General features: G+C 74.6%; 16 protein-coding genes. 5 read left to right on the forward strand and 11 right to left on the reverse strand.

The window, feature by feature from the left end; all coding sequences use genetic code 11:
- Window positions 1–227 precede the first annotated feature (227 nt).
- Entirely contained in the window at window positions 228–890 is a 663-nt protein-coding gene (locus AMK13_RS09720) for a bifunctional DNA primase/polymerase (RefSeq protein ID WP_049655147.1), read from the reverse strand.
- 614 nt (window positions 891–1504) lie between these two features.
- On the opposite strand from AMK13_RS09720, the gene AMK13_RS09725 reads away from it, so the two are divergent.
- Both AMK13_RS09725 and AMK13_RS09730 read left to right on the forward strand, forming a co-directional pair.
- On the forward strand, window positions 1505–2953 hold the full coding sequence (locus AMK13_RS09725) for a PP2C family protein-serine/threonine phosphatase (RefSeq protein ID WP_079271983.1): 1449 nt from the start codon (window positions 1505–1507) through the stop codon (window positions 2951–2953).
- Between the two features lie 129 nt (window positions 2954–3082).
- Entirely contained in the window at window positions 3083–4582 is a 1500-nt protein-coding gene (locus tag AMK13_RS09730) for an aminopeptidase P family protein (RefSeq protein WP_074001837.1), read from the forward strand.
- 97 nt (window positions 4583–4679) lie between these two features.
- Here the strand turns inward: AMK13_RS09730 and AMK13_RS43410 are convergent, their stop codons facing one another.
- The 3 genes from AMK13_RS43410 to AMK13_RS09745 form a co-directional block, all read right to left on the reverse strand.
- Window positions 4680–5876, reverse strand: coding sequence for a hypothetical protein (locus tag AMK13_RS43410; protein ID WP_074001838.1), 1197 nt, complete (start codon window positions 5874–5876; stop codon window positions 4680–4682).
- Between the two features lie 256 nt (window positions 5877–6132).
- Window positions 6133–7581, reverse strand: coding sequence for a hypothetical protein (locus tag AMK13_RS41775; RefSeq protein WP_074001839.1), 1449 nt, complete (start codon window positions 7579–7581; stop codon window positions 6133–6135).
- Window positions 7578–8255: an RNA polymerase sigma factor gene (locus AMK13_RS09745; RefSeq protein WP_241852808.1), complete on the reverse strand. Its 678-nt coding sequence runs from the start codon at window positions 8253–8255 to the stop codon at window positions 7578–7580. Before AMK13_RS09745 ends, AMK13_RS41775 begins: the two co-directional genes overlap by 4 nt.
- Before the next feature lie 234 nt (window positions 8256–8489).
- Between AMK13_RS09745 and AMK13_RS09750 the strand changes: the two genes are divergently transcribed.
- Window positions 8490–9545 (forward strand): helix-turn-helix domain-containing protein, encoded by a 1056-nt coding sequence (locus tag AMK13_RS09750; RefSeq protein WP_074001840.1) that lies wholly within the window; start codon window positions 8490–8492, stop codon window positions 9543–9545.
- Between the two features lie 9 nt (window positions 9546–9554).
- On the opposite strand, the gene AMK13_RS09755 is transcribed toward AMK13_RS09750, so the two are convergent.
- The 7 genes from AMK13_RS09755 to AMK13_RS09785 form a co-directional block, all read right to left on the reverse strand.
- On the reverse strand, window positions 9555–10400 hold the full coding sequence (locus AMK13_RS09755; protein ID WP_074001841.1) for a MerR family transcriptional regulator: 846 nt from the start codon (window positions 10398–10400) through the stop codon (window positions 9555–9557).
- A gap of 85 nt (window positions 10401–10485) precedes the next feature.
- Window positions 10486–11736, reverse strand: a complete 1251-nt coding sequence (locus AMK13_RS09760) for a hypothetical protein (protein ID WP_375875080.1) — start codon at window positions 11734–11736, stop codon at window positions 10486–10488.
- A 210-nt stretch (window positions 11737–11946) separates the two neighbouring features.
- Entirely contained in the window at window positions 11947–13089 is a 1143-nt protein-coding gene (locus tag AMK13_RS45825; RefSeq protein ID WP_143204510.1) for an LPXTG cell wall anchor domain-containing protein, read from the reverse strand.
- Between the two features lie 394 nt (window positions 13090–13483).
- Complete coding sequence (locus AMK13_RS09770) at window positions 13484–14065, reverse strand: NAD(P)H-dependent oxidoreductase (protein WP_049651640.1); 582 nt, start codon at window positions 14063–14065, stop codon at window positions 13484–13486.
- Window positions 14066–14221: 156 nt separating this feature from the next.
- Window positions 14222–15106 carry an NAD(P)-dependent oxidoreductase gene (locus AMK13_RS09775; protein ID WP_074001843.1) on the reverse strand — a complete coding sequence of 295 codons (885 nt, stop codon included), beginning with the start codon at window positions 15104–15106 and terminating at the stop codon, window positions 14222–14224.
- A gap of 109 nt (window positions 15107–15215) precedes the next feature.
- Window positions 15216–15647, reverse strand: coding sequence for a YunG family protein (locus AMK13_RS09780; RefSeq protein WP_049651638.1), 432 nt, complete (start codon window positions 15645–15647; stop codon window positions 15216–15218).
- Window positions 15648–15799: 152 nt separating this feature from the next.
- Window positions 15800–16360, reverse strand: a complete 561-nt coding sequence (locus tag AMK13_RS09785; RefSeq protein WP_074001844.1) for a GlcG/HbpS family heme-binding protein — start codon at window positions 16358–16360, stop codon at window positions 15800–15802.
- Between the two features lie 340 nt (window positions 16361–16700).
- On the opposite strand from AMK13_RS09785, the gene AMK13_RS09790 reads away from it, so the two are divergent.
- Both AMK13_RS09790 and AMK13_RS09795 read left to right on the forward strand, forming a co-directional pair.
- The gene (locus AMK13_RS09790; RefSeq protein ID WP_380718235.1) at window positions 16701–17975 is read left to right on the forward strand and encodes a sensor histidine kinase; all 1275 of its coding nucleotides are present in this window, start codon (window positions 16701–16703) and stop codon (window positions 17973–17975) included.
- A gap of 63 nt (window positions 17976–18038) precedes the next feature.
- Window positions 18039–18701 carry a response regulator gene (locus tag AMK13_RS09795; RefSeq protein WP_049651636.1) on the forward strand — a complete coding sequence of 221 codons (663 nt, stop codon included), beginning with the start codon at window positions 18039–18041 and terminating at the stop codon, window positions 18699–18701.
- Window positions 18702–19226: the final 525 nt, after the last annotated feature.

Raw genomic sequence — 19226 nt, forward strand, 5'->3', positions numbered from 1 at the left:
CAATTTCCGGGCGTGGAGGGCGTCTTGGAAATTGGCGCGGGCGCGGATCCTTGTTACTGTCTAAAGAGTCCGGCCGCTGGTGCATCCCCCGTCGCCAGCGGCCGGATCTTTTCTTTTTCCGGAGTGCCCCGCTCGGAGCCCCCGGACGGGCCCGGGCCGAGACCCGGGAGAAGCCCGGATCCGGGCCCGGCGGACGGTGTCGACAGCCCGTCCCGCTCCGGTGGCCCTCAGTAGGCCGAACGCCCGCTGTCCAGCCGGACCGTCGCCTCCACCAACTCCCCCAGCAGCGGCCCGACCTGCGGCAGCCAGACCCCGCCGCCGACGCCCGGTCGCGGCGCGAGCACCCAGCGCACCCTCCCCCAGCCTCCGGCCGAGGGCACCCCGACGGCCGCGCCGCCGGGCGGCAGCGGCAGGAAGCCGCCCGCCCCGTGGTAGCGCAACGAGCCTGGCACCCAAGGGAGTTGGGCGAGCATCTCGCCGAGCACGTCCAGTGAGTACGGGGCCACCAGCAGCGCGTAGCGGCCCGGCATCGCCAGCACCGGGCCGAGCGGCAGCCGCAGCGCGCCCAGGTAGACCAGCGCCCGGGCGCCGGCCGCCGCGGGCAGGCTGACCGCCGAGACCGTGGAGCCGGTGGCGGCCAGCACCGGCGCGTCCGGGCTCTGCCGCTCCCACCACCAGCGCACCATCCGGGCGTCCGTGGTGGCGGCCAGCAGCGAGGGGTCGTGCGGGTGCGCGCCGGGGACGGTGCAGTCCAGGTCGCCGCAGGAGCAGCGGCCGTCGCGCAGCACGGCGCCCGGCACCACGGGCCAACGGTGGTCGACGGCGGCCGTCAGGGCCGCGGCCAGCCGGGCGGAACGATCCTCCGACCGGTCTTTCGGGTTCTCACGCATGGCGCTCGTTCCTTTCCCTGACCGCTCGGTTCGCTCCGCTCCGCCGGCGTCCGTCGGGATCCTCCGCGCGGACCCGCCGCGGCACGGACCCGGGCGGCGCGGCGCGGGGCGGGCGGCAGGGCGGACGGCGCGGCACGACGTGGAGCAGGTGTGGAGTACGACGTGAAAGGGCCGCGCAGGGCACAGCCCTTGGAACGAGAATCCCGTACGCGACCGGATGGACGCCGCCCGGGCGCGCTTGGTTCCACCGTACGAGTGAGAGAGTTCCGGCCGACCCGGCTCACGGGCGGCACGGACATACGATCCGGACGGCCGCCCGGGCCGTCCTCCCGGTTCTGCCCGCTCGCGGCCCGCTCCATGCCTCCGGGCCGAGTGGCGCGCGCACCAACCCCGCGCGCCCCCCGACCGGGTCGCGATCGATGTGGAACGGGCCACCGCGTCGTCCTGGATCTGGACATGCCCCGAATGGCCTGTGTAGAAGTGGTGGCATTGCTGTCGATCAATGACGAGTAGTAGCGAATCGAGGCGAAACACGCCCTTTGGCCGTGCTCGCTCCACATTGGCCGTACCTGGGGGTTTCGCATGGCACGTAGCACCGCGTCAGGAGTGACGGCATGAACGAGTCCCACCCGTCGACGGCCCTCCCGACGACGACCGCCGAGCCTGGCGAACCCGGCTGCGCGGGCGGGCTCACCGTCCTCGACCTGCCGGACCTCCCCGGCCCCGTCAACGCCCCGGACGGCACGGCGGACACCCGCACGGCGCCCTCCGCCGCGCTGCAGGACCGTTTGGCCGGACGCCTGTCCGATATCACCAGCCTGCACGAGCACACCGAACGGCTCGCCCGCGCCCGCGGCCTGGCCGCCACCCTGGACACCGTCCTCGCCTCCGGCGCCGCCCTGCTCGGCGCCCGGCGCGGCATGCTGGTCACCCGGCGGCCCGGCGGCGGCCCCGGACAGCCGGTCGGCCACGGCCTCGACCGCGCCAGCCTCGGCGCCCTGGAGACCGTCCCGACCGAGCAGAGCCTGCTGGCCCGGCTGCTGCGCGAACGGGACCGGCCCGCCCAGCTGCACTCCCACGACCTCGCCGAGGACCCGGCCACCGGCGCCCGGCTGCGCGAACTCGCCGTCCACCTCGGCCTCGGCGGCGCCTACGGCCTGCCGCTCGCCACCGAGGAGGACGGCCCGCTCGCCGCCGCCCTCTGGTTCTACGACGAGCCCGCCGAACCGACCGACTGCCAGCGCGAACTGGCCCGCCACTACTGCGAGATCGCCGCCCCGCTGCTCGCCAAGCAGCTGGAGGCGGACCGGATCTCGCGCACCACCGAGGCGCTGCGCCGCGGCCTGCTGCCGGACCGGCTCCCCCGGGCCGCCGGGCTGCGGCTGGCCGCCCGGCTCGTCCCCGCCGGGCTGGAGCGCTCCACCGGCAGCGACTGGTACGACGCGATCCCGCTGCCCGACGGCACCATCGGCCTCACCGTCGGCTCCGTCTCCGGCGACGGCCCCGGCGCGGGCCCCGGCTCCGCCCCCGGCGCGGCCGCCGCGATGGGCCGGGTCCGGGCCGCGCTGCGGGCGTACGCGGTGCTGGAGGGCGAGGACCCGGTCTCCGTCCTGGGGGACCTGGAGCTGCTGCTCAAGACCACCGAACCGACCCGCACCGCCACCGCCGTCTACGCCTGGATCGAGCCCGAGGAGCGCCGGATCACCCTGGCCGGCGCCGGGCACTGCCCGCCCGTCCTGGTCGGCCGGCACGGCGCCGAGTTCGTGGAGACCTCGCTCTCCGCCCCGCTCGGCATGCTGGCCTGCTGGGAGGCCCCCGGGGTGGAGTTCGTCGCCGAGCGCGGCGACACCCTGCTGCTCTACACCGAGGGCCTGGCCCGCCGCTGCGGCCCGACCCTGCACGCCGGGCAGGCCAACCTGCGCCGGGCCGCCGCCGACGCCCCGCGCGACGTGCGGATCGACCCGGACCGGCTCTGCGCCCACCTGCTGGCCGTCTGCCCGGACCCGGACGCCGCGGGCACGGCCACCGACGACCTGATGCTGCTGGCGGCCCGCTTCGAGTGACGGTTCGGGCCCGGAACGAACGGGCGGCCGGGCGTCCGTACCATGGACGGACGCACGGCCGCCCGCGCGTGTCGCGATCCGACACCTCCCCCAGGGGCGGCGGTACCACCCCCCAAGGAGGCGTTGCACGTGACCGAGGACCGTACCCCCGCGGTGGCCGAGAACCCCGAGGCCGAGGGCGGCGAGGAGCCTGAGCAGCACAAGGGCCGCAAGAACGGTCTCTACGGCGACATCTCCGACGAGCTGGCCGCCTCGATGAAGTCCGGCTGGGCCGACACCGAGCTGCACGGCCTCGCCCCCGTCGCCCAGGCCCCGTACGCGGCCGAGCGCCGCGCCGCGCTGTCCGCCGCCTACCCCGGCGAGCGCCTGGTCGTCCCGGCCGGCAACCTGCGGGTCCGCTCCAACGACACCGACTACGCGTTCCGCGCCGCCAGCGAGTACGTCCACCTCACCGGCGACCAGACCGAGGACGCGGTGCTGGTCGGCGAGCCGACCGGCGCGACCGGCCACGACTTCGTGCTCTACCTGCTGCCCCGATCGAACCGCGAGAACGGCGAGTTCTGGCTGGACGGCTACGGCGAGCTGTGGGTCGGCCGCCGGCACAGCCTGGCCGAGCAGGAGCAGCTGCTCGGGCTGCCCGCCCGCGACGTGCGCAAGGCCGCCGAGGAGCTGGCCGCGAAGGCCGCCGACTCCGCCGTGCCGACCCGCATCGTCCGCGGCTACGACGCCGGCCTGGAGGCCGCGCTCGCCGACGCCCTGGACGCCGACAAGGACGCCGGGCTCAAGGAGTTCCTGAGCGGCCTGCGGCTGGTCAAGGACGCGTGGGAGATCGGCGAGCTGCGCGCCGCCTGCGACGCCACCGTCAAGGGCTTCACCGACGTGGTCCGCGAGCTGGGCCAGGCCGTCGCCACCTCGGAGCGCTGGATCGAGGGCACCTTCTGGCGCCGCGCCCGGGTCGAGGGCAACGACGTCGGCTACGGCACCATCGCCGCGGCCGGCCCGCACGCCACCACCCTGCACTGGGTGCGCAACGACGGCGACGTGCGCCCGGGCGAGCTGCTGCTGCTGGACGCGGGCGTGGAGACCAGCACCCTCTACACCGCGGACGTCACCCGCAGCCTGCCGATCAACGGCAGCTTCACCGAGGTCCAGCGCCGGATCTACGACGCGGTGTACGACGCCCAGGAGGCCGGCATCGCCGCGGTGAAGCCCGGCGCCCGGTTCCGCGACTTCCACGAGGCCTCGCAGCGCGTGCTCGCCGAGCGGCTGCTCGCCTGGGGCCTGCTGGACGCCTCGGTGTACGACGTCGAGAAGGTCCTGGAGCTGGGCCTCCAGCGCCGCTGGACCCTGCACGGCACCGGCCACATGCTCGGCCTGGACGTCCACGACTGCGCCCACTCGCGCCGCGAGGAGCACGTCGACGCGCTGCTGGTCCCCGGCATGGTGCTGACCGTCGAGCCCGGCCTGTACTTCCAGCAGGACGACCTGACCGTGCCGGAGGAGTACCGCGGCATCGGCGTCCGGATCGAGGACGACATCCTGGTCACCGCCGACGGCAACGAGAACCTCTCGGCCGGCCTGCCCCGCAGCGCCGAGGACGTCGAGGCCTGGATGGCCTCGCTCGCCTGAGCCTGCGCACGACGGCCGTGACGCGGCCACGGTGAAGGGCCCGGCCTCCCGAGCAGTGGGAGGCCGGGCCCTTCGGCTCCGGTGCGGGCCGCCGGTGTCAGCGACGGACGGCGGGCCGCAGGGTGGTGGGGGCGCCGTAGTGGCCGTCCGAGGCGCCGCCGACCTCGATCTCCACCGGCTTGGTGGAACCGGTCCGCTTCAGGCCGACCCGGAAGGTGTACTCGGCCGGGTTGCCCGTCATCACGCCGGTCAGCTGGGCCGGCGCCACCCCGATCCGCCCGTTGCAGTCCTCGGTCGCCTCGAAGGACTTCCACTCGCCGCCGACCTTCGCCTCGATCGTGACGTCCTCCCCGGTCAGGCCCTCGCTCGCGGGCACGGACAGGTACACCGCCGGGCGCAGCAGGCCGGGGCCGTCGGGCGAGGAGACCTTGAAGGAGAACTCGGTCGGGGTCCCGCCGACGACCAGCGGGGTCGGCTTGGAGACCGAGTTCACCACCGGGCGGTGCGAGTCGACGACGGACGTGGTCACCACGCCCTTGGTCAGCACCTTGTAGGTAGACGGCACCACGGCGTCCGCCTCGACGTACAGCCTGCCCGGCTGGTTGCCCGCGTCGAGCACCATCCGGTACTCGACCGTCCGGCTCTCGCCGGCGGCCAGCTCGAAGGCCGCGTCGTTGCCCGTACCCGCGTAGTCCATGCCGCCGCCCTGGCTCAGCGCGGGCATGGCCTTCCAGCCGGTGGCGTCCTTGCGCTCCAGGGTGCCCTGCGCCATCGAGAGCACCCGCCGGCACTCCGCGCCCTCGAACTGCTGGGTGGCCACCACCGGCGCCACCGCGCGGGTGCCCGAGGCGTCGTTGTTCTTCCAGGTCACCGAGAAGGAGACCTGGTCGCCCACCTGGATCTTCTGGCCCGCGCGCAGGCCGTTGAAGGTGATCCCGATGCCGCCGGCGGGCTTGGCCGGGGCAGGCGCGGCCGGGGCCTTCGCGGCGGTCTTGGCCTCGGTCTTGGCGGCCACGGGCGCGGCCGGGGCAGCGGCCGGAGCGGCGGCCGGGGCGGCGTTGGTCAGGGCGGGGGTGGTCGGCGCGGCCTCGGTGGTCGGCGCGGCCGGGGCGGGGACGGTCGGAACGGCGCCCGCGCCGGGGGTGGCCGACGAGGTGGCCGCGGGGGTGGAGGCGGGAGCGGAGGCGGCGACGGACGCCTCGCCGTTCGTCGGGCCGCAGGCCGCGATTCCCACGGCGGTGACGACGGCCAGCGGGACGATCTTCGCAATACGGGCGATAACGGACGCGTTCATGTGACAGTCCCCCCAAGGACATGGTGATGGTGGTGATCGAATGAGCGGGCGCCTACGGTCGCGCCCCGAGGAACCGGCCCGAGCCCCCCGGCTCCGCCGGCTCGCTCTCCCTGCCTCTCACCCTGATAGACGTCCATCCCGCCGGGGGGTTGCAGGCCGGTTCGAAGAATTTTTCCCGGCCCCTCCCCGGAACGCCGAAAGGCGCCGCGACCGGGGGAAACCCGGTCGCGGCGCCTCAACGGCCCGCGTGGGACGGCTACTTCACGACCGTCACCGGGACGATCAGCTCCTTCAGGGAGGTCAGCGACCCGGTGGCGTCGTACGGCAGCGTCGCCTGGACGGACAGCGGCATCGTGCCGGGCCCGTCCATCGGGTCGAGGGCCATCCGGTACGTCACCCTCTTGGTCTCCCCCGGTGCGAGCGAGAACCAGGCCTGCTGGTCCACCTTCGCGTAGTCCATACCGCCGCCCATCGAGAGCAGGATCTCCCTCCAGGCGCCGCCGTCCTGGCGCTCCAGCTTGCCCTTGTTCATCATGACCATCTCGCTCGGCGGCGTCCCGGCGTACTCCTTCGTGTAGACCAGCGGCTGGAGCTTGTCGTAGGTCTTCTGGCCGGTGTTCCGGTACGTCACCGTGAAGGTCACCGGGGTGCCGTTGGTGGACACCTTCTGCCCGGCGCCGAGGCCGCCGTCGACCGTGATCGCGATGTCCTTCGCGCCCTTGTCGGACGCGGTCAGGGACGGTGACTTGTGGCCGCTCACGTCCAGGCTGTTGACGATCGTCGTCAGGCCCGACTGGTAGTCGCTCTTGAGCCCGTTCGCCACCACGAAGACCTGGTCCAGGCCCATCCCCCACATCTGGGCGGTGAAGGTGTCCCCGGGCTTGCAGGTGACGTTCCACTGGGTCTTGTCGATCGTCTTGCCGGCCACGGTGGACTTGGTCCGCACGGGTGCGCCGACCGAGGAGTAGCCGTTGTCCGGGAAGTAGGGCCGGCCCCAGATCGGGCAGTTCGGCTGGTGGCCCCAGCCGCTGTCGGCGACCAGGTCGTTCGTCGTCGGCCAGGCGCCGCCCTCGAGTTCGTCCGGGGAGTTGTAGGCCACGACCAGGACGCCGTACGGCTCGCACCTGGCCGGCGCCCAGCCCTGCTGCGGCTCCGTCGGCGCGCCCGGACTCAGGACGCAGACCCGGTCGGCCGAGACCGGTACGGCCTTCCAGCCCGCCGGCACCTTGAACTTGACGCCCCGGAGGCTGGACGAGCTCGCCGGGCCGCTCGCGGTGCCGGGGGCGGAGGTCGCGGTGGTCGGGACGCCGTCGGCGAGCGGGACCTCCGTCTCGGCCTCGCTGGTGGGCGTGCCCGGATCGGTCGGGGCGGCCGTCGGGCTGGGGTTGCCGGTCGGCTCGGGCGTCGGGCTCGGCGAGGTGGTCAGGGTGGCGGCCGGGGGCGGGACCTCGTCCTGGGCGACCGGCTCGCCGTGGAAGGTGAGCACGCCGAGCGCCATGGCGGCGGCCAGGCCGAGCGGCACGGTGACGGCGTACACCGGGCGCAGCCGGCGGATCCGGTTCTTCGGGGGAGCGGCCGGGCGCAGGCTGGCGGCCGTGACGAGGGAGGCCCGGGCCGTCATCGCCTCGCGGAGCAGCCGTTCCGTCGGTGTCTCGGCCGGCCCGTCGCCGTCGCCGCCGGTGCGGCGGGGGAGCTTGTCGGTCATCGAACCTTCTCCAGGTGCTTTTCCAAGGCGTCCAGAGCGCGGCTGGCGGTGGACTTCACGGCACCCCGGGACAGTCCCAGGGTCTCGGCTATCTGCGCCTCCGACAGGTCGGACCAGTAGCGCAGCACCAGCACCTCACGCTGGCGGGGAGTCAACTCCTGCAGGGCCACCAGCACCCGGCGGTGCTCGTCGTTGAGCACCGCGTGGTCCTCGGCGGACGGGGCGTCGGCCACGTGCGGCGGCACGTACTCGCGGGCGGTCTTGCGGCGGCGCAGCATCGAGCGGGCGCCGTTGACCACCGAGGTGCGCAGGTAGCCGAGCGCGTTGTCGAGGTCGTCCAGCTCCTCGCCGTAGCGCTGGTAGAGCTGGGTGAAGGCGTCCTGGACGACGTCCTCGGCCAGGTCCTGGTGGTCGACCAGCATGACCGCCATCCGGACCAGGCCGAGCCGGTGGGCGTGGTACAGGTCGGTCAGGGTGGGCCGGTCCTCGGCGGGCTTGCGACCGCCGCGCAGCAGCCGGAAACCGGAACGGCGCTGCTTCGCCTCCTGCTCGGTGGCGGCGCCGGCGAGCGGCTCGCCGGCCTCCTGCGCGCCGAACAGCGCGGCGACGACTCCACGGATGGAGAAGCCCCGCCCCCCTGCCTGCGCGGCGGTCGGCCCGATGGCCATGGACATGCGCGTTTCCGCTTTCCCCCGGGACGGTGACGGCGGCCGCCGTTCCGTCAGGTCACCTGATCAAGATCGTGATCGGGGGGATCATCCCAGCCGCCCTCTGCCGGGTTCCCTCCGCCCCCGTACCAAAGGACGTGTGACGGGGGTGAAGGTTGCAGGCGGGTTCGAAGAAAATTCCGAAGGGGTCGGGACGGCTACACTCACCGGCATTCCGCCACCCGTGAGCAGGGGGTTCGCATGGCCGAGCAGCACGCCGAGGACCGGACCGGTGCCGCCCCGCGGCCGGTGCCCGTCGCCATCGGCCGGCGCCCGGAGCCCGTGCACGACGTCGCGGTGTACGCCTTCCCGGGCATGGCGCCGTTCGAACTCGGCGTGGTGGTCGAGGTGTTCGGGCTGGCGCGGCCCGAGCTGGCCGGGCTGCTGGCGGCGCCCTGGTACGGGCTGAAGGTCTGCGCCGACCGGCCCGGGACGCCGCTGGAGGCGGTGGGCGGCTTCGCACTGACCGCCCGGCACGGGCTGGACGAGCTGGCGGCGGCCGACACGGTGGTGGTCCCCGGGGTGCCGAACCCGTTCGGCGGCGTCTCCCCCGACCTGGTCGAGGCGCTGCGCATCGCGCACGGGCGCGGCGCCCGGATCGTGTCGATCTGCTCGGGCGCCTTCGCACCGGCCGCCGCCGGACTGCTGGACGGCCGGGAGGCGACCACCCACTGGCGGTACGCCGAACTGCTCCAGCAGCGGTACCCGGCGGTGCGGGTCGACCCCGACGTGCTGTACGTGGACAACGGCGACGTGCTGACCAGCGCGGGCAGCGCGGCCGGCATCGACCTCTGCCTGCACCTGGTCCGCCGGGACCACGGCGCCAAGGTGGCCAACGCGGTGGCCCGCCGCTTCGTGGTGGCGCCGCACCGGGACGGCGGGCAGGCCCAGTTCGTCGAGGCGGCGGTCCGCCCGGTCGAGGAGGAGGACGACGGGATCGCCCTCAGCATGCGGTGGGCGCTGGACCACCTGTCGTCCCCGCTGACCATCTCGCAGCTGGCCCGCGCCGCCCGGATGTCGGACCGCTCGTACCTGCGGCACTTCACCGCCCGCACCGGGACCAGCCCGATGCGCTGGGTCGTCACCCAGCGCATCGCGACCAGTCTGGCGCTGCTGGAGTCGCCGGAGGGGACGGTGGAGGAGATCGCCGCGGCGGTCGGCTTCGAGAGCGCCGCGACCTTCCGCCACCACTTCGGCCGGGTGATGCGCACCTCGCCGACCGCCTACCGGCGCTCCTTCGGGCGCGGGGTGGCCTGAGCGCGCGGCCTACTGCCCCTCGCGCTCCTCCGCGCGCTTCTCCTCGGCCTTCTCCGCGGTCCTCTCCCCGGCCTTCTCCGCGGACTTCCCCTCGCGCCGGTCCGCGTTGGCGACGATCGCGTCGTGCAGCCACTGGGCCAGGCCCGGCGCGATCTTCTCGTAGGTGTCGGTCCAGCGCGGGTCCGAGATGTACAGGCAGGCCAGGCCCCGGTGGATGGTGTACGTGCAGTCGTAGAAGTTCTGGCGGATGTGCTGCCGGTGCTCCTCCGCGAGGCCGGTGGCCACCGTGCCGTCGGCGGGCTCGCCGGCGGTGACCGCCCCGGCCAGGCGCTCGTTGAGCGCGGTCATCTCGGCCTGGATGCGCTGCCAGTCGGCCTTGGAGTAGCCGCCGGTGCGGCGCTGCGACTCGGCCCAGGCCGCGGTGTCGCCCCAGCGCTGTTCGGCCTCCTGCTCCCAGTCCTCCTGGTAGCCCTCGCCGAAGATCTCGAACTTCTCCTCCGGGGTCAGCTGAATGCCCATTCTCCGTGCCTCCATGGCGTGTTCGACGGCTGAGGCGAGCTCCTGGAGGTGACCGATCCGGTCGGTGAGCAACCGGTGCTGCCGCCGGAGGTGCTCGGTCGGGCTGACCGAGTCGTCGTCCAGGATCGCCGCGATCTCGTCCAGGGGGAACCCGAGCTCCCGGTAGAAGAGGACCTGCTGCAGCCGGTCGAGGTCGGCGTCCACGTACCGGCGGTAGCCGGACCGGGTCCGGCCGGCCGGGGACAGCAGGCCGATCTCGTCGTAGTGGTGCAGGGTGCGGACGGTCACCTTGGCGATCTTCGCCACGGCGCCGACCGAGTAGCCCTCACTGGTCATCGGGGTTCCTCCCTGGTGCTGACCACCACCCTCGGCTCTCACGTCGCGTGAGGGTCAAGCCGTGGACGGGGACGGGCCCCTGCCGTCAGACCCCGGCGCCGGCCAGCGCCCGCTCGCGCCGCCGGCCGCCCCGACCGCCCCGGCGGCCGGTGCCGCCGCTCCCGCCGTCGCCCGGTGCGCCGGGCCGCTGCCGCCGGGACCGCTGGGTGGGCCAGAACAGCACGTACCCGGCGGAGACCACCACGAAGGCGAGCCGGACGAAGCCGCGGGCCGCGTCGGACGGGAGCAACAGCGTGCCGCCGTACAGCGCGGCCAGCGCGATCCAGCTCCACCACGGGACGAGCCGCTTCTGCCCGACGGCGTCCCAGAGCAGGGTGCCGAGCAGGATCGAGGCCGTGTAGTACGTGTAGACGCTCGGGTCGAGCAGGATGCGGGCGTCCGCGCCCAGCAGCACCACGGCCGGCCAGCGGCCGCGCCAGACGGCGACGCAGCCGAGCCCGATGCCGAGCGCGAACTGGGTCGGCCGGTCCCACCAGGGGGTGGCCGGGTCGGTGACCCCGAACCAGCGCAGCGCGGAGGCGGGCTGGTTCGGGATGGTGAACTTGGCGGCCGCCATGGTGTCCAGGTTGCCCAGGTAGAACGGCAGCCAGGCGATCGCCACCAGGGCGCAGAACCAGAGCGCGGTGCGCAGCCAGGCGGGCCGGGGCAGCGCCAGGATCAGCGGGGCGAAGGCGATCGCCCAGGGCTTGGAGTCCACCGCCAGCGCCAGGAAGACCGCGACCTGGACGGGCTTGCCGCGGGCCAGGGCGTGCGCGGCGAGGGTGGTGAAGAACAGCGCGAGGACGTCGTCCAGGTGCGCGAAGCGGACCGAGACCTCGACCCACATCGGGATGAACGCCAGCCCGGCGATCAGCAGCCGCTGCTGCAGCCGCCGGTGGTTGGTCCCGGTACCGAGGTAGTACAGGGCCGCGGTGCGGCCGACCACGACCAGCATCACCAGGCCCAGACCGGCGCTCACCGCCTCGGCGATCAGCTCGCCGGTGTGCGGTGCGAACGGGGCGGTGAGCCGGGCCGCGGCCAGGCTGACCGGGCCGATCTGGAGCTCCGGGTGGTGGGCGTAGAGCGACAGGCCGCCGTCGGGCTGGCCGCTGAAGAGCAACTGCTCGCCCTGGCGCAGGTAGTGCCAGGAGAAGCCGCCGCTGGGCTCGACCAGGAGGAACCAGAGCACCGTCCAGGCGGTCAGCAGGACGTGGTGCCTCCGGAGCGGCAGCCCGGCTATCCGCCCGGTCGTCGCCTCGTAGTCGGTGGTGGTCCGTGCCGTGCGTGCTACCCGCACCTGTCCTCTCCCCGCCGTTCCGCCCCCCTCCGGCCGGACATCCTATGTGACGGAGGAGAACCGTCCGGACCGCCCGCGGGACGGCCCTGGTCGGCCCCCGGAACGGCCCGTGCCGCCCGCGGATCCCTCCGAGGGGACGGTGCGGGCGGCACGGGGGTGTTCCGGATCAGTGCGCTTCGGGTCGGCGCGCTCGCGTCAGCGCGCTTCGCCTCAGCCCTGCTGGGCGGACTTGCGACGGCGCAGCACCACGAGGGTGCCGACACCGGCCACCAGGACGGCGCCGCCGGTGGCCGCGATCGCGGTGGTGTTGCTACCGCCACCGGTCTGGGCCAGGGCCTTGTCGCTGCCGTCCGCGGCGGCCTTGGCCTTGTCGACGGCGGCCGGGGTCAGCGGCGGCGGGGTGATGACCGGGGGCTCCACCGGGAAGTCGATCGGGCCCGAGGTGTCGCCGCTGCTCTCGACCGGGGCCGGGGCGGTGGCCGAGCCGGAGGGCTCACCGGTGGCCGGAGTGGTCGGCTTCTCGGTCGGCTTCTCGGTGGGCTTCTCGGTCGGGGTGTCGGTCGGCTTGCCGGTGGGCGTCTCGGTCGGCTTCTCGGTCGGCGTGACGGTCGCGGTGGCCGACGGCGAGCCGCTCGCGGTCGGGCTGGGCTTGCCCGTCTGGGACTGGGTCGGCGTCGGGCTGGGCTTGCCGGTGTGCGTCGGGGTCGGCTTGCCGCCCGGCGCCTTGATGGTGAAGCCCACGCCGCCGTCGCAGCTGAGGTGGCCGTTGTCGACCGGCTGGTGGGTGGAGTCGTCGAGCTGGGCGGCGAAGACGACCGGGACGACGCCAGCCCGGCCGAGCGGGGAGCCGTCGGTGAAGGACGCCCGGACCTTGATCGGGACGTTCTTGCCGCGGTTCACCCCGAGCAGGTCGTCGGCGACCGGGTTGCCGGCCGAGTCGAGGGTGCCGAGCATCATCAGGACGGAGCTGTTCTTCTCGCCGCTCTGGTCGGGGGCGACCACGGCGGTCTGCCACTCACCGCCGGGGAGCCGGTACTGGACCTTGAGGTCCTTCGCCTGGAGCGAGCCCGCCTTGTTCTTGAACTTGAGCAGCGGGATGAAGACGAAGTCGTGCTTCGTCCGGTTGTCGATCTTGAAGGTGAACTCGCGGGCGTCGCCGCCGGCGATGAAGGTGCCGGGCACGCCGTTCAGCGAGAGGTCGAGGCTCGCGCGCGACGCCTTGTCGGCCTGCGAGGCGACGGCGGACGGGGTGCCGGTGGCACCGACGGCCATGGCGCCCTGGGCGCCGGCCAGGACGAGCGAGGACGCGAGCGCGGCGGCCCCGGCAAGGGCAAGACTGCGACGTATGGACAAGGGAGACCTCACGGAAGTGTCCGGGCGAGGCCCGGGCGCGAGGGGGCGGCCGAAGAACGCCGCGGACCCCCCGCGAAAGCTGAAAGTGCGACGGAGAGTACCGAACGACGGGACCGGTCCGGAAGGCGGGTGGCACACTGCGCTCCGGGCCCGGGAGAGGGCTGCCCGATTCGTCCAACTCTGGCCGTCCGTACGCCTTTTGCGCTCGGCTGGGACGGCGGCCGGATGACGGGTACACGCCCGGAGGACGGTACCGCACGACCCCCGGCGGCGGGCGGCGCGTGCGCGCGGCACCCGGCCCGCCGGGGGTCGGTCCGTGAGGGGGGTCGGCCGTGCGGAACCGGCCGCGAGGGTTCTGCCCCGAGGGGTCGGCCCGGAAGGCCGGCCCGGAGGATCAGCCCGCGAAGAAGGACTTGGCCGCGATCACCGCGCGCTCGTCCGCCAGCGCCTCGCCCGGGCGGGTGCCGTGGCCCAGCAGCACCCCGCCCCAGCGCATCCCCATGTAGTCGGCGGTCAGCCGGAGGGTGCCGATCAGCGGCTCGGCGTTGTCGTCGTCCTCGGTGGCGAGGGCGGTCACGCCCCAGATGGTGCCGCCGCGCATCCCCTCGCGGAACTCCACGCCGGGCACCCGGAACCAGGCCGACCAGTAGTCGAGGTAGAGCTTGGCGCTGGTCGGCAGCGCGTACCAGTACAGCGGCGCGACGAAGACCAGGTCGGTGGCCGCCAGGGTGGCGTCCAGCAGCGTCCGCTCGTGGCCGGCCGGCTCGGGGTACGTGCCGTCGCCGGTGTGCCGCAGGTCCCGGAAGGGCGGCAGCGGGTGCTCGTCCAGCCGCAGCCACTGCTGCTCGGCACCGGCCGGCAGGCTCGACTCGGCGGCCAGCCGGGCGAGCCGGGCCGAGTTGCCGTCGGGGCGCGCGCTGGCGTCGAGGAACAGGAAACGGCGCGGCGTCTCGGCGCCGGGCGGCTGATCGCCCATCAGGACTCCTCCGTGGTACGTACGGTGCGGACGCAGGAGTGAGCAGCCGTCGGACGCCGGTTTATTCCGCGCCCATGCCAACCGCCGGGCGGCAGCCGGGGATTGGCGGGCGCGGGTCCGGTCCGGCAGCCCGGCCCGGGGGCCGGCGGGCGGAGGTCAGTCGGACAGCCCGGCCCGGCGGCGGGCGACCTCGGCGACCGCCGCCCAGTCCTTGTCCCCGTCGCCGTGGGCCAGCGCGTCCAGGAAGGCGTCCCGCAGGACGCTGCCGATCGGCAGCGGCACGTTGCGCGCGGCCCCCGCGTCCAGCGCGAGGCCGACGTCCTTGAGGCCGAGCGGCAGCCGGAACCCGGCCGGCTCGTACCGGCGTTCGGCCACCATCGCGCCGTAGCCGGTGTGGATCGGTCCGGGGAAGAGCGTGCCGGTGAGCAGGTCGACCAGGTCGGTCGGCCGGATCCCGTGCGCCTCGGCCAGGCTGCACGCCTCGGCCATCGACTCGATCGCGCAGGCGATCAGGAAGTTGGTGCTGATCTTGACGGTGTTGGCCTGCCGGGGGCTCTCGCCGAAGTGCCAGGTGCGCTCGCCCATCGCGGCGAACAGCGGCTCGGCCCGCTCCAGCAGTTCGGGCGCGCCCGCGACCAGGATGTTCAGCCGCCCCGCCGCCGCGACCGGCGGCCGGCCAAGGACGGGGGCGGCGACGTAGCCGACGCCGTGCTCGGCGTGCAGCGCCTCGGCCCGCTCCGCGAGGGCGAGCGAGACGGTGGCCATGTTGACGTGCAGGGTCGCCCCGGCGCCGGCCAGCAGCGCGGGGTCGAGCAGCAGCCGCTCGACCGCCGCGTCGTTGGCGAGCATGGAGACCACCGTGTCGGCGGCGAACACCTCGGCGAGCGAGCCGGCCGCCTCCGCGCCCTCGGCCACCATGGCGGCCACCGGCTCGGGCGAGCGGTTCCAGACCCGTACGGTGTGGCCGGCCCGCAGCAGGCTGCCGGCCATGCCGCGCCCCATCGCACCCAGCCCCACGAAGCCGATCGTCCGCCCGGTCATCCGCGCACTCCCGTCGCCGCCGCACCGCTCGTATGCGGCCGACTGTACGTCAGAAGAGCTGCGCTACCTGCCGGTCGGCACGGAAGCACACCCGGAGCCGGGCCGGTTCTCAGGCGCAGGCGCGGGCCCGGGACGGCAGCCGGGTGCGGTCGGCGGCCGCGCCGCGCTCCAGCTCGGCGACCACCCGGGTGCGCAGCAGCTCGTACTGGGCCTGGAGCCGGCCGGGGCGGGCCGGGCGGGCGACCGGTCGGCCGCGGCCGACCAGCTCGTCCGGCCCGAACTGCTCGCGGGTGAGGTCGATCTCGAAGCCGGTGGCGAAACGGTTCCACCAGTGGAGGTCCGTCCGCACCCCGTCGACGTACACCTCGCCCATCATGAGCTCGCCGCCGAGCAGGTCGTGCACCACCATCGCCGTCACCCCGCACTGACCACGGGCGGGATTGTCGGGACGCCAGTGGGCCAGATCCTCGGGCGCACAGGTGTCGACGCCCCAGGAGGAGCGGATCGCGCGTTCGATGTCGTTGAGGGTCCACGCCGTCATACCGGGAAGCCTGCCACGCGCCACTGACAGCGGCACCGGCTTTTCGAAGGGTCATCCCGTGTTCTGCGGCTACCCTTCCGGCGTTCACCCGAACGAGACCCCGGCCCGGCGGGCCCGGCCCCGGGCGCGGGGCGGGCCCGCCGGGCCCCCGGTCACTTCGCCAGCTCGGCGACGCCCGCCTGCGCGAACTGCTCGTCCAGGTCGCCGCTGGGCGCGCCCGCGACGCCGACGGCCGCGATCGGGGCGCCCTTCGACTGGATCGGGGCGCCGCCGGCCAGGAACAGGGTGCCCGGGATGTCCTTCAGGTTCGGGGCCTGGGCCAGGCGCTTGGCCAGCTCCGAGGTCGGGGCGTTCCAGGACACCGCGGTGAAGGCCTTGCGCTCGGCCGAGACCGGGGCCTGCGGGCCGGCGCCGTCGCCCTTCAGCAGCACCCGGGTGACGCCGTCGCGGTCGACGACCGCGACCGACACGTGCTGGCCGGCCTTGGTGGCCGCGTCCAGGGCGGCCTGGGCGGCGCGGGTGGCGGCGTCGATGGTCAGGCCGCTGCTCGGGGCCAGGTTCTTGTTCTGGGTGTCGGCCTTCGCCGCGGCCGGGACGGCCGGGGTGTCGGTGGACTCGGCACTGGCCGAGACGGCGCCCACGGTGGCGGCGGCGAGCGCGGCGGCGACGACGGTGCCGGTCAGCACCCGGGTGCGGACGGAGGTCTTCTTCATGGTCCAGCTCCTCAGCGGATCTGCGGGGTGGGGTCGGGTGAGGTGGGGCGGGGTGGGGGAGTTCGGGGGCCGCCGGGCCGTTGGGGGGATCGCCCGGCGGCGTGCTTCGATCCTCCGGCCGGGGACGGGGCCGCCGCATCGGCGGTCCGGCGCGGGCGTCCGGGCATGATGGGGGACGGCGGCGTCAACCGATCGGCTGATGCGGCCCCGGGCCGGACGGGTCACCATCGAGGGATCGGTGCGGGTCGGTGCGGATCGGGACGGGCCCGTACGGACCGGCACGGCCGGTACGGGCCGGCGCCGACCGCGCACGCACCACCCGTTCAGCCAGGAGCCACCCGTGCAGCAGCCCCGCCCGACCGCCGGCCGCCCCGCCGCGGACCGCACCGGCGCCGGCGGCGCCCTCGGCCACGACGCCGGCGATCCGGACGCGGGCCGGCTCGCACTGCTGCTGGACTCCGCCTTCCTGCTGCTGCTCGCCGCCGCGCTCAGCCGCTACCTCACCCACCACTCCGGCACCGCGCAGGCGCCCTGGGTGATCGGGCTGAGCGCGGCCCTCGCCGTCGCCCAGCCGGCCGGGTCCTGGCTCGCCCACCGCCGTCCGACCGCCCCGGACCGGCACCGCCGCTGGGCGCTGGCCCTGGTGGTGGCGCTCTGGGTGGTGCTGGTGCTGCTCGCGCCGAGCTTCGCCTGGTGCGCCGTGCCGCTGATCTACACCGGGCTGCGGGTGCTGCCCGCGAAGGCGGCCATCCCGCTGGTCGGCGCGCTGACCCTGCTGGTGGTGACCGCCGAGGTCCGGCTGCCCGGCGGCGCCGACGCCACCCTCGTCCTGCTGCCGGCCGCGGTGGCCGGACTCGCCACCGGCGTCTTCCTCTTCATGGCCCGGCAGGCCGCCCGGCAGCGCGCGCTGATCGCCGACCTGGTCCGCACCCGGCGCGAACTCGCCGCCACCGAACGGCGCGAGGGCACCCTGGCCGAACGCGAGCGGCTGGCGATGGAGATCCACGACACCCTGGCACAGGGCCTGTCCAGCCAGCAGATGCTGCTCCAGGCCGCCGAGCGCACCTGGGACACCCACCCGGCGACCGCCCGCACCCACGTCCGCACCGCCGCCTCGGTGGCCGCCCGGAACCTGGCCGAGGCCCGCCGCTTCGTCCACGACCTCGCCCCGGCGGAGCTGTCCGACGGCCGCACCCTCGACCGGGCGCTGCGGGCGCTGGCCGAGCGGGAGTCCGCCGAGAGCGGGCTGCCGGTCCGCTTCCACCTGGACGGCACGCCCGTGCCGCTGCCCGCCGCCGCGCAGGCCGCGCTGCTGCGGATCGCCCAGGGCGCGCTGGCCAACGTCCGCGAGCACGCCGGGGCGTCGACGGCCGCGATCACGCTGTCCTTCCTCGGCGACCAGGCCGTGCTGGACATCGCCGACGACGGGCAGGGCTTCGACCCGGGCGCGGCCGGTGCCGGGGGTGGGAACGGCGCCGGGGACGGGGGCGGCCGTGGGTACGGCCTGCCGGCGATGCGGGCCCGGCTGCGGCAGCTGGGTGGCAGGCTGACCGTGGAGAGCGCGCCCGGCGAGGGCACCGTCGTCTCCGCCGCGATCCCCCTGGACGACCGATGAGCCCGGAACACCGGTCCCCCGAAGCACAGATGAGCCCGGACGAGCGATGACCCTGGAGCACCGATGAGCACGACTCCCGGCCGGACCACTCCCGTCCGGACCGCTCCCGTCCGGCTGCTGGTCTGCGACGACCACGCTGTGGTGCGGGCCGGATTGCTGGCGCTGCTCGCGAGCGCCGGCGACATCGAGGTGGTCGGCGAGGCCAGCACCGGGGAGGAGGCCGTCGCGCTGGCCGCCCGGCTGGCCCCGCAGGTCGTCCTGATGGACCTCCAACTCGGCGACGGCATCGACGGGGTGGAGGCCACCCGGCGGATCACCGCCACCCCGGACGGGCCGCACGTCCTGGTGCTCACCACCTACGACACCGACGCCGACATCACCCGGGCGATCGCCGCCGGCGCGACCGGCTACCTGCTGAAGGCCGAGCGGCCCGAGGAGCTGTTCGCCGCCGTGCACGCGGCCGCGCAGGGCCGCACGGTGCTCTCGCCGCCGGTCGCCTCCCGGGTGATGGCGCAGATGCGGGCGCCCTCGCCGCAGCTCACCGAGCGCGAGCTGGACATCCTCGGACAGCTGGCGCAGGGGCTGGGCAACCGGGAGATCGCCCGGGCGCTGTTCATCAGCGAGGCCACGGTGAAGACCCACCTCGGCCGGATCTACGACAAGTTGGGCGTGGACACCCGGTCGGGCGCGGTGGCGGTGGCGAAGGAACGCCGGCTGCTGCGCTGAGCCCGCCCGCTCCGTCCTCCCCCGGCTGCTTCCCCGGCTGCTTCCCCGGCCGCTTCTCCGGCTGCGCTGGGCGCCCGTCCGGTGTCACAGCGTGCTGCCACGATGCTCGGAATGTCGGATTCCACGGCGGCGTCCAGCACTACGTGTCCGCGCCCGGCGTCGGGCGGCTCGGGCGGCGGACACCCCGGTGGGACGACAAACCGCTGGTCCCGGGCCTTTCCGACCACTGCGGAGCACTCCGTCACGATGTGGATGTTTTGTGGATTCCGCTATTGACAAACCAACCACGCGGTTTGTTAGTTTGAGATCAACGACGTCCCCGGAGGTGGGGGCTCGCCGGGCCTGTGCGGACCGCTCTCGCCGGAGGGGGGTGTGGCCAGGGGGGAACGGCGGGTTTGCCGGGGTGTCGGGGGGAGCGGCAACGCCGAAGCCGCGCGACGAGGCGGCGTGGAGCGAGTCCGGGGGGACTCGCTCCACGCCTCCCCCGGTCCCCAGCGCCCCTGGCTAGACCAGCGCCCTCGGCCG

This window comes from Streptomyces sp. CB02056 (genome assembly GCF_001905545.1).
Classification (GTDB): domain Bacteria; phylum Actinomycetota; class Actinomycetes; order Streptomycetales; family Streptomycetaceae; genus Kitasatospora.

Bases quoted from the DNA above. Each gene is read 5' to 3' on its own strand.
- AMK13_RS09720 (WP_049655147.1), bottom strand. From the start codon at position 890: ATGCGTGAGAACCCGAAAGACCGGTCGGAGGATCGTTCCGCCCGGCTG.
- AMK13_RS09725 (WP_079271983.1), top strand. From the start codon at position 1,505: ATGAACGAGTCCCACCCGTCGACGGCCCTCCCGACGACGACCGCCGAG.
- AMK13_RS43410 (WP_074001838.1), bottom strand. From the start codon at position 5,876: ATGAACGCGTCCGTTATCGCCCGTATTGCGAAGATCGTCCCGCTGGCC.
- AMK13_RS41775 (WP_074001839.1), bottom strand. From the start codon at position 7,581: ATGACCGACAAGCTCCCCCGCCGCACCGGCGGCGACGGCGACGGGCCG.
- AMK13_RS09745 (WP_241852808.1), bottom strand. From the start codon at position 8,255: ATGTCCATGGCCATCGGGCCGACCGCCGCGCAGGCAGGGGGGCGGGGC.
- AMK13_RS09750 (WP_074001840.1), top strand. From the start codon at position 8,490: ATGGCCGAGCAGCACGCCGAGGACCGGACCGGTGCCGCCCCGCGGCCG.
- AMK13_RS09755 (WP_074001841.1), bottom strand. From the start codon at position 10,400: ATGACCAGTGAGGGCTACTCGGTCGGCGCCGTGGCGAAGATCGCCAAG.
- AMK13_RS09770 (WP_049651640.1), bottom strand. From the start codon at position 14,065: ATGGGCGATCAGCCGCCCGGCGCCGAGACGCCGCGCCGTTTCCTGTTC.
- AMK13_RS09775 (WP_074001843.1), bottom strand. From the start codon at position 15,106: ATGACCGGGCGGACGATCGGCTTCGTGGGGCTGGGTGCGATGGGGCGC.
- AMK13_RS09780 (WP_049651638.1), bottom strand. From the start codon at position 15,647: ATGACGGCGTGGACCCTCAACGACATCGAACGCGCGATCCGCTCCTCC.
- AMK13_RS09785 (WP_074001844.1), bottom strand. From the start codon at position 16,360: ATGAAGAAGACCTCCGTCCGCACCCGGGTGCTGACCGGCACCGTCGTC.
- AMK13_RS09795 (WP_049651636.1), top strand. From the start codon at position 18,039: ATGAGCACGACTCCCGGCCGGACCACTCCCGTCCGGACCGCTCCCGTC.